Origin of the sequence: Carnobacterium sp. (assembly GCF_045617425.1) — a bacterium.
In the GTDB taxonomy this organism is placed as follows: domain Bacteria; phylum Bacillota; class Bacilli; order Lactobacillales; family Carnobacteriaceae; genus Carnobacterium_B.
The window spans coordinates 202252-214518 of record NZ_JAZLIO010000022.1; the positions used below are offsets into that span (position 1 = coordinate 202252).

A 12267-nucleotide genomic window follows, 5' to 3' on the forward strand; every position below is an offset into this window, starting at 1 on the left:
TAACTATCATCAGTTCAATTTCTCTTGCCATTCACTAATGCAATTCAATGCTTCTAAAGGGGTCATTGTTAATAAATTCATCTTTCGAACAGCTTTAACGACTTCAGCCTCTGAATCTTCAAGTAGCCCGAATAAAGAAAGCTGTCCTTCATCTTTATCTTCAACTTTTTCTTTTTGAGAAGACTTAACTGAAATTGACGTTTCTTTATCTGAAGCTAGTTGAGTAGAGCGATTCAGGACGATTTCTTCTTTTTGTTCCAGTTGTTCTAAAATAACAGCTGCACGTGAAAGCAAATCATTAGGAAGTCCAGCAAGTTTTGCTACTTGTATTCCATAACTTTTATCTGCAGGACCAGGAAGCATTTTGTGTAAGAAGACTAATTCTCCCTCTTCTTCTACTGCACCTACATGGACATTTGTTAAGCGAGGCAGTCGCTCATCTAATACTGTTAACTCATGGTAATGGGTTGAAAATAACGTTTTTGCATGGACATTCTCATGAATGTATTCAATAATAGCTTCTGCTAAAGCCATGCCGTCATATGTGGCTGTTCCACGTCCAATTTCATCAAATAAAATTAAGCTGTTCTGTGAAGCGTAACGCAAAGCTTCGTTCGCTTCCATCATTTCAACCATAAAGGTACTTTGACCTGCAATTAAATCATCTGCTGCTCCAATACGGGTAAATATCTGATCAAATATCGGCATTCTCGCTTTATCAGCAGGAACAAAACAGCCCATTTGAGCCATAATAACGGTTAAGGCTAATTGCCTCATATACGTACTTTTACCAGACATATTCGGACCAGTAATAAGCAAAATTTCATTATTTTGATCCATTTCAACACTATTTGGCACATACGTTTGTTGTCCCAAAACTTTTTCTACAACGGGATGTCGTCCTTCTATCAAACTGATTTCTTGACTATTAGCTCCCATTAAAGGGCGAGTATAATGGTATTTTTCGCTTATCGTTGCAAAACTCTGTAACACATCTATAGCAGCTACTGTTTTGGCCAATTTTTGCAATCGTTCAATGTAGTCTTTAATCGTTTCTCTAACTTCAGCAAATAAGGTGTATTCTAGAAGCATAGATTTCTCTTCAGCTTCTAGAATCAAAACTTCTTTTTCCTTTAGTTCTGGAGTAATAAACCGTTCAGCATTTGCTAAGGTTTGTTTCCGTTCGTAACGCCCTTCAGGCAAATTAGCAAGATTGGCTTTAGTTATCTCGATATAGTAACCAAAGATACGGTTGTAGCCAATTTTTAAGTTTCTAATGCCTGTCGTTGCTTTTTCTTCAGCCTCTAATTGAGCGATCCACTTTTTACCATTACGCATAGCATCACGGTAAATATCCAATTGTTCATTGAACCCATCTTTAATGACTCCACCATCTTTTATCGAAAGAGGAGCATTTTCATCTATTGCTTGATCAATCAACTGAACGATTTCAGGGACTTGGTCTAAGTCGGTAATCAATTGATCCCATTCGCCTTTATTCATCAATTTTATAATCTCAATTAACTGAGGAATTTGAAGCAACGAAGTTTGGAGTTGAATTAAGTCACGGCCATTAACATTCCCGAATGCTACTCTTCCAGCTAACCTTTCCAAATCGTATACTCTCGTCAATGCTTCATTCAGATCTGTTCTTTCAAAGAAATGATTGATTAAACTTTCAACAATATTTTGTCTCATCAAAATTTGTTGTTCTTGAATAAGAGGCCGATCAATCCATTGCTTTAAAAGTCTTCCTCCCATTGCTGTTTTTGTTTCATCCAGCAACCACAAGAGAGTCCCTTTTTTTTGTCCTGTACGAATCGAAGAAACCAATTCTAAATTATGTTTAGAGTAATGATCCATTTTCAAATAATTAGTAGGAGAATAAACTTCTACTTTTTGTAGGTGACCTAAATTTCGTTTTTGGGTGACGTATAAATAAGAAAACAATAATTTCACAACATCAATCAAACCACTGTTCTCTATCTCACTTGTGAGATAAGAAAATTCTGCACGCTCAATCATTTCTTTTTGAGTAGATACCATGATGCCTAATTTCGTCTCTAATTCTGCTTGTACATCTACTTCCATCGCTTCTTTAAAAACAACTTCTTTTGCTTTCAAACTCATTAGTTCGCTCATTACCGCTTCCAATGAATTTAACGTTGTTGTTTTTAATTCTCCTGTACTTAAATCGGCATATGCTAAATGATAGTGACCTGTATGAGTGCTTATTAGAGCAGCTAAATAATTATTTGTTTTAGCATCCATTGATTTAATGTCCATAGCTGTACCTGGTGTAATCAATTGAACGACTTCTCTTTTCACCATACCCTTTGCGGTTTTTGGATCTTCTACTTGTTCACAAATGGCTACTTTGTATCCTCGTTCTATTAAACTGTCAATATACCCTTTTGCTGCATGATAAGGAACCCCACACATTGGAATCGGTTCATCTGCATTACGGTTTCGACTCGTTAACGTAACTTCTAAAAGTTGTGAAGCTTTAACAGCATCTTCGTTAAATAGTTCATAAAAATCTCCCAAGCGATAAAATAAAAAAGCATCTGGGTAATTTGCCTTTATCCCTAGATACTGTTCCATCATAGGCGTTTGTTTTGTTTTTTGTGGCACTTTTCCCGCCCCCTTGTGATTATTTAGTGTTCAGTAAACTTGAATGTTCTTTATTCAAAACCGCCATTAAACGGACGATCTTCATTGATCACAATATTTTCAATTTTTTTAGCTTCACCTGTGCTATCGTCGATATCAATAAAACAACCCGATAGAATTTTTCTACCTTCTTTTGGAACTTCAAAACGTGTTGGCATCTGCGTCAAAAATTTTCTTAAAACAGCATCACGATCCATACCTAATGATTCATCATATGGCCCAGTCATTCCAGCATCCGTTAAATAAGCTGTCCCATTTGGTAAAATACGAGCATCATTCGTCTGCACATGAGTATGTGTTCCAACTACTGCTGATACTCTACCATCTAGATACCATCCCATTGACTGCTTCTCACTAGTCGTTTCGGCATGGAAATCAACAAAGATCAATGGCGTGCGTTTTAACGCTTCTTCTACTAGTTCATCAGCTTTTCTAAAGGGATCATCAACATCCGTCATGAACACTCGGCCATGTAAATTAATAACAGCCAACTCAAGTTGATTGACCTTTATATAGGAAATTCCCTTTCCGGGTGTTCCTTCTGGATAATTAGCCGGTCGAATCATTTTTTTAGCATCTTCAATAAACTCAAAAATATCTCGGTTATCCCAAGTATGATTTCCCATAGTTACAATATCTACGCCATCTTGTAAAAAGCCCTTATAAATTTTTTCTGTAATTCCACGCCCTGCTGCTGCGTTTTCTCCATTTAAAATAGTAACTTGTGGTTTATACATCTTTTTCAATTTAGGTAAGTAATCATGAACCATTTCGCGGCCCATCGAACCTACAACATCTCCAATAAATAATAATTTCATTCAATTATTCCTCTTCTCTTTTTCATCTTCTATATTTTAACAATAAATAGACTGAAATAAAAGCTGGCCTTTTCATTTTATTTATCTGTTCACTTGTTTAACGTTAATTTTTGGTATTTCACAACAGAAAAACCGATATAAGTCAGATTTATCATCGACTCATATCGGTTTCTACACTACTAGTTACTTAGCGTATTCTATTGTTCTTGTTTCTCGAATAACCGTAATTTTAATGTGTCCTGGATAATCCAATTCACTTTCAATGCGGTTTCTAATATCACGCGCTAACTTACTTGCAGCTAAATCATCAAGTTTTTCAGGTTTGACCATAATACGGATTTCACGACCAGCTTGTATTGCAAAACTTTGTTCCACTCCTTCGAAATCATTAGAAATACTTTCTAATTTTTCAAGTCGGTGAATATAATTTTCAAGTGACTCGCTTCTTGCACCTGGACGTGCCGCAGATATTGCATCGGCTGAAGCGACTAAAACAGAAATGACAGATGTCGCTTCTACATCACCATGATGTGAAGCAATTGCATTAACAACTGTTTCATTCTCTTTATATTTCGTCCCAATTTCTGCACCAATTTCAACATGTGATCCTTCAACTTCATGATCCAGTGCTTTCCCAATATCATGAAGTAGACCTGCTCGCTTAGCTAATGTAACGTCTTCTCCTAATTCGGCAGCCATCACACCAGCTAATTTAGCCACTTCAATAGAGTGACTTAAAACATTTTGACCATAACTTGTTCTAAATTTCAGACGTCCTAAAATTTTGATCAAATCTGGGTGTAAGGAATGTACTCCTACATCAAAAGTAGCTTGTTCTCCAATTTCTCTGATTCTTTCATCCATTTCCTTACGTGATTTTTCTACCATCTCTTCAATTCGAGCTGGATGAATCCGCCCATCTTGGATCAATTTTTCAAGAGTCATTCGAGCAATTTCACGACGTATTGGATCAAATCCACTAAGTACAACTGCTTCTGGCGTATCATCTATAATTAAATCCATACCAGTTAGGGTCTCCAGTGCTCTAATGTTACGTCCTTCACGGCCTATAATACGGCCTTTCATTTCATCGTTTGGCAATGTTACAACGGATACTGTCGTTTCTGAAACTTGATCTGCTGCAGAACGTTGAATGGCTAATGCAATTAAATTTTTAGCTTTTCGATCTGCTTCCTCTTTTGCTTTTTGTTCAGAATCTTTTACCATTACAGCTAATTCATGAGACAATTCATTTTCTGTTTCTTTTAAAATCAATTGTCTTGCTTCTTCTCGTGATAAAGCTGCAACTCGTTCCAATTCATTTTCTTGTTGTTGAACCAACTCAATGGCTTTCTTCTCTAAATCGTTAACATGTAGTTGTCTAGAACTTAATTTCTCTTCATTCGCCTCGAGTGTGTGTTCACGTTTTTCTAAGCTGTCGTTTTTGCGATCAATGTTATCTTCACGTTGCAACAAACGATTTTCTTGTCTTAGAACTTCATTTCTTCTCTCTTTCAGCTCTGCTTCAATTTCAGTTCGATATTTGTGGCTTTCATCCTTCGCTTCTAACATCGCTTCCTTTTTCATGGTTTCTGCTTCTCTTTTTGCTTCTTCCAATATTCCAGTTGCAGTGTTTCTAGCACCAGCTAGTTCTTTTTCGTGGCTTGCTTTGCGGACGAGATATCCAACAATAAGACCGACAACTAAAGTAACGATAGCGAAGGCAACACTTTTAAAATCCATTCTTCCACCTCCGTATCATTTATTTAATTTGTCATTTAATATTTATCCATTATTTGGTAGAACAAGAATAGCTTTATACCAATAAAACCTACCCGTTATCTAATGTTAAATTAATAGATATCTTAATTTTAATTGTAGTGAAGAGACATGTCAACTTAAATAATGGTTTTGTAGCCCTTTCATAAACTTTCATAGTGTTGATTCACTTCATTTAGGAATCCTTTTCCATCCATTTTTAGTATAATATTTTCAAAAAAAGCCAACAAGCGTCTAGGCTTATTGGCTTTTCTCTGTCTTCTAGTTCATTTAATCTTCTAGTAAATCAGTTTCAGACTCTTCTACTACTTCACCAGCTTCTCCAATACCATAAGCTGCACGAACTTTTTGTTCTACTTCAGCTCTTAATTCAGGATTGTCTTTGAAGAATTTTTTTGCATTTTCTCGCCCTTGGCCAATTCGCTCGCCACCATAAGAGTACCATGCACCTGCTTTATCAATGATATCTTTATCTGATCCCATATCTACAAGTTCCCCTACTTGAGAAATACCTTCACCATACATGATATCTACTTCAGCTACTCTAAAAGGTGGAGCAACTTTATTCTTAACCACTTTAATTTTTGTACGGTTACCCATAATATCTGTACCTTGTTTAATTTGTTCAGCTCTTCTAACTTCCAAACGAATCGTAGCATAGAATTTCAAAGCACGTCCACCTGGTGTGATTTCTGGGTTACCAAACATAACACCAACTTTTTCACGAATTTGGTTGATAAATAAAGCAATAGTTTTTGTTTTGTTGATTGAACCAGATAATTTACGTAAAGCCTGAGACATCAAACGAGCTTGTAAACCTACATGAGAGTCGCCCATTTCTCCTTCAATTTCCGCACGTGGTACTAATGCAGCAACCGAGTCAATGACAACAATATCAACTGCTCCACTGGAAACCAATGCATCTGCAATTTCCAAACCTTGCTCACCCGTATCTGGTTGAGATAATAACAATTCGTCAATATCTACTCCAAGTGCAGCTGCGTATTTTGGATCTAATGCATTTTCAGCATCAATAAACGCAGCAATTCCGCCTTGTTTTTGAACCTCAGCAACAGCATGCAAAGCTACAGTTGTTTTACCTGAACTTTCAGGACCATATACTTCAATAATTCTTCCTCTAGGAAATCCACCTACTCCTAATGCTACATCTAATGCTAATGATCCACTAGGAACTGTAGAAATACGCGTATCAACTTTTTCTCCAAGTTTCATAACGGAACCTTTCCCAAAGTTCTTTTCAATCTTTTTTAACGCTGCATCTAATGCTTGTTTACGATCGTCTGCCATTAAATAAATCCTCCTCAAGTCTCTTTTATTATTTAATTAATCATTCATATTTTCATCTGCTACAAACAATATCATACCTTTTTTTTATAAAAAAAGCAAGAAAAAAGCGAACAAACATTCGGTCTTTTTAAATCGATTGTTTTTTTATTTTTATTTCATAAACCCTTTTGTTCTACAGGTAAATCTAGCAACACTCTTCGAATTAAATCTAATCCAGACATGATTGACCTTTCTCGATTGTCTTCGCGTCCTTTACCAAAATGATACTCTTTAGCAACGGCTGTTTCTTTAGTAACAATACCAATCCATACGGTTCCTACTTCTTTATTTTCCAATTTATCTGGGCCTGCAACCCCTGTAAAGGAGATAGCCAAATCTGTATCAAACATCTTTTGTGCTTTTTTTGCCATTTCTATTGCACACTCAGCGCTAACGACACCAGACTCTTCAATTGTTTTTTTTTCAACACCTAAAATAGCCGTTTTTGCATCATTACTATACGTTACAATTCCACCTTTGAAAAATTCACTTGCACCTGAAACACTTGTTATAAGGTGTTGAAAAGAACCACCAGTCAAGCTCTCAGCAGCTGTAATTGTCAGATTTTGTTCCTTTAATAAATCTGTAACTACATTTACTAAACGTCTATCCTCTCCATACCCATAAAAATAGCCACCTATGCGTTGTTGAATGGTAGCTTCCATCTTATCTAATAAGAATTGACAGGCTTCCTCAGTGCTTCCGTTTGCAGTTAAACGTAAGGTTACTTCATGTCTTCCAGCATATGTAGCAAGAGTAGGATTTTTTTGCTCTTCAATCAAATCATCTATTTCAGCAGCTAATTGAGATTCTCCAATACCAAAGAAACGTAAAACTCTTGATATGAGATGGTTTTCGTTTGGACGTCCGTCCACTAGTAATGGCCTTACTTCGTTTATAAACATAGGCTCTAACTCACTAGGTGGACCTGGTAATAATAAAAAGGCTTGTTTGTCTTGATTTAAAAACATCCCTGCTGCAAGTCCTGTTTCATTTTTTAAAACAGTAGATTCTTCAATTACCATAGCCTGCAACCGATTATTTTCTGTCATTACTCGCTTGCTATTTTTAAAATAGCTACTTATTTTTTCCATAGTATTCATATCTAAAATTAATTTTTTATTTAAATGTTTAGCCACTACCTGTTTTGTAATATCATCTTTCGTAGGTCCAAGACCACCTGAAAGGATAACTAGATCGCTTCTTTTTTCTGCCACTTGTATAACTTCTAATAATCGTTTCGGGTTGTCTCCAATCACTACTTGGTGATAAACATCTATCCCTAATAGTGATAATTCACGAGAAAGAAAAGAAGCATTTGTGTTTACTACTTGTCCCATTAAAAGTTCTGTTCCAACTGCTATGATTTCAGCGTTCATTTTACTTCACTCCTAATTCTATAATACGCGAATTTTGTTCCGCAACTTTTATTTATCTTTCCTTAAGAACCATAAAAGACTAGTTAATGTCTTCCTAGTTTACCATACTTTTTATGAGGTAAAAAAAAGAAGACCTGTTAAAACAGTCTTCTCCACATTCTTTCCTATTTTAATATTTTTTTATTTTGGACCTTTAAACACTGCACTATTTTTAACAAAATAATCTACACCTGAATAAATGGTAAAGAATAAACAAATATATAACATAATTGAAGCCATTGGAACCCCGATTCCTTTAAATGGCAAATTATCAACCAGTAATAATATAATGGCAACCATTTGAGTAGCTGTCTTGATTTTCCCTGGCCAATCAGCTGCCAAAACAGTTCCGCCTTGTTCTACTAATAGTAATCTTAATCCAGTAACTGCTAACTCTCTACAAACAATAATAGATACAACCCACGAAGGAGCTAAGTCTTGCCCTACTAGAATAATTAAAGCTGTCATTACCAACATTTTGTCAGCTAAAGGATCGGCAAATTTACCAAAATTTGTTACTAACCCTCTATCACGCGCAATTTTACCGTCTAACCAATCCGTAAAACTTGCTAAAGCAAATAAAACTGCCCCTACCAACTGAGTAACTTCAATTGTTGATCCTAAAAGTTGAAAAACGCCCCAATCAAATGGTGCCAATACTACAATAACAAATATTGGAATCATAAATATTCTCAATACTGTAAGCTTATTCGGTAAGTTCAATTTTTTGCTTCCTCTCTCCAATAATATATACCCACTACTCCTAAGATAAGAGCCCAAAGAGCCTTTTGGCCTCTTATCTTATAGGTTTACTCAAATTGAAATTCAATTTCTTGTCGAACAGAATTTTCTGCTTCTGGAGCATATGAAATATCTTCGCCATTAAGATTAACTTCCGTTGCAGGAGCATTCCCAATGATGACCAGTAAAGATGAAGTACCTTCTGGAATTTCTGTTTCTAAATTAGAACCATCTGTTATTAATTGAGCATCAATCGTCGAACCATCTGCTTCAACACTGATCCAAGAATCTCCACCTGTCGCTGTTAAGGTTAAAATACTGCCTTCAGAACTTCCTGTAACAGAATAAGTTGTCGTAGAACCAGTAGAAGATAAGACTTCTATGCCTTGATCTTCTTCACTTTCCTCAGATTCTACTGATTCTGAGGATTCCGTTGCAGATTCTTCAGTTGCTGTAGACTCTGCACTAGAAACAGATATTTCTTCAGATTCTTTTGTGATCATTTCTTCATCAACCTGATTATTTGTTTTGATTACTGCAAAATAAATGGCTGCTACAATAGCTACAGCTATTATGCCAATTAAGATTGTAGGTAAATATTCTTGGACTTTTGTTAAGAATGCATTTTCTGTATTCTTTCCAACACGGGTTTGATCCGTAGCAATTTTTTCTATGGATTCTTCATCATGGGTATGAGGTACCGCATCTGTATATTCTTCTAATAGTTGATCCCCATTTAAGCCAACAGTATCCGCATATTGTTTAATAAATGCACGAGCATAAAATTTTCCCGGCATAACATCGTAATTGCCTTCTTCAATAGCAATTAGGTAACGTTTTTGAATTTTAGTTATTTGTTGCAAATCATCTAATGTATAGCCTTTTGATTTTCTTGCTTCTTTTAATTTTTCGCCTATTTCATTCAATTGTCTCACCTACCTGTTCTCTTTTTTAGAGAGAAAATCTCATATCATCTGAATTATAACATACCTGATACTTTAGAAACATTATTTTTTCTTTATACTGCATAACTAACTTTACTTATTTTAGCCAACCACCACTGATGACAATAGATTGACCGGTCATATACGCACTTCTTTTATCCACTAGTTGCATAACCCAAAAACTGATTTCAGATACACTTCCTAAACGCCCCAAGGGAATTTCATTTTCTAGTTCTTTTACTTCAGTTGAAGTGAAGTCTTGATTCATTTTTGTAGCAATAGCTCCTGGAGAAATCGCATTTACTGTTATCCCTAAACTAGCTACTTCTTTACTATATGCTTTCACAAAAGCCAATTGAGCGCCTTTTGTTGTACTGTAAAGAACTTCCATCGCACTACCTGTTTCACCATAAATTGAGCTAATAAAAATGATTCTTCCATTCCTAGAATGAGCTAATTTAGACTGTAAATGTTGGAGCAATAAAATTGGTGTTTTAACATGTACTGCCCACATATGATCCATATCCACAGTAGAGACTTCGGTTAACAATTGATATGTCGTAAAGCCGCTTGCAAATATCACAACATCCAACTGAAAAATGGATTTCAGGAATAGAGGAATCCCATCTTCTTGAGTCATGTCTAAAGATAATGCATAAAAATCTTGTTTAGGGTAGCGATTTTGATATTCTTGCAATTGTTCTTCAGCACTTTTCATATTTGAATGATAATGCAGATAAAGCGACCATCCTTTTTCAGCTAATTCTTGTGCAATTTTCTTTCCAATATCTCCACTTGCTCCCATTACCAAGGCAAACTTCACACGTCTTTGTCTCCTTTTGGTAAAATATGAAATGTAGTCATATGGTCTTCAACCATAAATTCTTCAGCCGCTTTCTTTATTTCATCCAATGTAATACTTTCTATAATAGGAACAACATCAAATAAAGTTGCTTTGCCATATATAGGTTGGCTATATTGATTGGCTATATATTCTAGTGAATTTAACGATTGTAGTTCTTGGCCAATCGTTCTTTTTTTAACTATTGCTAAGTTTTCATCAGTTAATTCTGAACTCATTTTTGCTTCAAGTAACAACTTTTTGATTTCGGCACTAAAAACTGTAGAGTCTTTCGTATCTCCACTAACATCAATAAAATGGAATGTACGATCTAGGTTAAATTCAAACGAAAAACTATCATCTACGATACCCTTATCGTATAATTTTAAATAATTTGCTGATGTAGGGCCAAATAATAGCATTAGCAATAAATCCATTGTGGTTTTGTATTTTAAGGCTTCAATACCGCTTGGAATTTCTCTTATTCCTTTTACTCCTACAATACTCTTTGGCCGATTCACAGTCATATGAATAAAGTTATACGGTTTAATATCTTTGACCGTTTCTTCTGGAAAAATTCGCTTAATGGCTTCGGCAGGAGCATACTCTTTCTGTGCTTGATTCTCTCGAATCAACTTCATCATTTTTTCAGGATCTAACTTCCCAACAACAAACAAACTCATATTACTAGGATGATAAAAAGTTGCATGATTTTCATACAATAATTCAGGTGTGATGTCCATAATGCTATCTACAGTTCCAGCAATATCGATGTGTAAAGGGTGCTTAGGATACATATTTCCTAAAATACCAAAAAACAAACGCCAATCTGGTTCATCCTCGTACATTTGAATCTCTTGAGCAATGATACCTTTTTCTTTATTTACTGTTTCCTCTGTAAAATAAGGTTCTTGAACAAAGTCTAATAAAGTTGTTAAGCTTTCTGAAACATGACTAGTGCTAGAAAAAAGATACGCTGTTCGAGTAAAACTGGTAAACGCATTGGCAGAAGCACCCAATCGGCCAAACTTGTTAAACACATCTCCATCTTCTTTTTCAAATAATTTATGCTCTAGAAAGTGCGCAATTCCGTCTGGTACCTTCGTATAATCATCCTTATCGAGCGGGACAAAATGATTGTCAATTGAACCATATTTGGTCGTAAACGTTGCAAACGATTTATTAAATCCTTTTTTAGGAATGATATACACCTCTAAACCATTCGCCATTGTTTCATGTAGAATCTCTTCCTGCAATTGATCAAATTTGATTTTTTCCATTACTGCGGTACCTCCGTCCCAGTTAAGAAATATACCGTATCCAACTCGATTTTCTTCCCTGCTTCAACTATTTCAGCCTTCGTAATCTTCTCGGTAGTTTGCAGCCATTTTTCTAAAGGAATATCAGTTTTTGCAATGACATTATGATAAAGAATTTCCACGAGTCCGCGCGGAGAGTCTATCGTTTCAAGAATCTGGTTTCGAATTACAGCCTTTGTTTGTTCCAGCTCTTGCTCTGAAAATTCACCGTTTTTCATGGCTTTCATCTGTTCAGAAATAATTTGAACAGCTTGACGGTAATTGGCCGTTTCTATCCCGCTCATCACAATCAATAATCCCTTATGACTTTCCAGTCTAGAAGCTGCATAATACGCAAGACTCGCTTTTTCCCGAACATTAATAAAGAGCTTGGAATGAGAAAAACCG

10 protein-coding genes are annotated in these 12267 nt (G+C 35.6%); all 10 read right to left on the reverse strand.

The window, feature by feature from the left end:
* Positions 1 to 9: 9 nt before the first annotated feature.
* Positions 10 to 2634, reverse strand: coding sequence for a DNA mismatch repair protein MutS (mutS, locus tag ACKI3H_RS12105; RefSeq protein ID WP_407372494.1), 2625 nt, complete (start codon positions 2632 to 2634; stop codon positions 10 to 12).
* Positions 2635 to 2684: 50 nt separating this feature from the next.
* Positions 2685 to 3491 (reverse strand): TIGR00282 family metallophosphoesterase, encoded by an 807-nt coding sequence (locus ACKI3H_RS12110; RefSeq protein WP_013710323.1) that lies wholly within the window; start codon positions 3489 to 3491, stop codon positions 2685 to 2687.
* A gap of 183 nt (positions 3492 to 3674) precedes the next feature.
* Positions 3675 to 5234, reverse strand: coding sequence for a ribonuclease Y (gene rny / locus ACKI3H_RS12115; protein ID WP_407372495.1), 1560 nt, complete (start codon positions 5232 to 5234; stop codon positions 3675 to 3677).
* 306 nt (positions 5235 to 5540) lie between these two features.
* On the reverse strand, positions 5541 to 6578 hold the full coding sequence (gene recA / locus ACKI3H_RS12120; protein WP_350451926.1) for a recombinase RecA: 1038 nt from the start codon (positions 6576 to 6578) through the stop codon (positions 5541 to 5543).
* 155 nt (positions 6579 to 6733) lie between these two features.
* Positions 6734 to 7996 carry a competence/damage-inducible protein A gene (locus ACKI3H_RS12125; protein ID WP_407372496.1) on the reverse strand — a complete coding sequence of 421 codons (1263 nt, stop codon included), beginning with the start codon at positions 7994 to 7996 and terminating at the stop codon, positions 6734 to 6736.
* A 180-nt stretch (positions 7997 to 8176) separates the two neighbouring features.
* On the reverse strand, positions 8177 to 8758 hold the full coding sequence (pgsA, locus tag ACKI3H_RS12130; RefSeq protein ID WP_407372497.1) for a CDP-diacylglycerol--glycerol-3-phosphate 3-phosphatidyltransferase: 582 nt from the start codon (positions 8756 to 8758) through the stop codon (positions 8177 to 8179).
* An 86-nt stretch (positions 8759 to 8844) separates the two neighbouring features.
* Complete coding sequence (locus ACKI3H_RS12135; RefSeq protein WP_407372498.1) at positions 8845 to 9711, reverse strand: helix-turn-helix domain-containing protein; 867 nt, start codon at positions 9709 to 9711, stop codon at positions 8845 to 8847.
* A gap of 106 nt (positions 9712 to 9817) precedes the next feature.
* The gene (gene ymfI, locus ACKI3H_RS12140) at positions 9818 to 10543 is read right to left on the reverse strand and encodes an elongation factor P 5-aminopentanone reductase (RefSeq protein WP_407372499.1); all 726 of its coding nucleotides are present in this window, start codon (positions 10541 to 10543) and stop codon (positions 9818 to 9820) included.
* Positions 10540 to 11841 carry an EF-P 5-aminopentanol modification-associated protein YfmH gene (gene yfmH / locus ACKI3H_RS12145; protein ID WP_407372500.1) on the reverse strand — a complete coding sequence of 434 codons (1302 nt, stop codon included), beginning with the start codon at positions 11839 to 11841 and terminating at the stop codon, positions 10540 to 10542. The genes ymfI and yfmH overlap by 4 nt, the downstream gene beginning before the upstream one ends.
* Positions 11841 to 12267 (reverse strand): insulinase family protein (locus ACKI3H_RS12150; protein ID WP_407372501.1); only part of this gene is annotated, 427 nt, incomplete at its 5' end. The genes yfmH and ACKI3H_RS12150, both read right to left, overlap by 1 nt.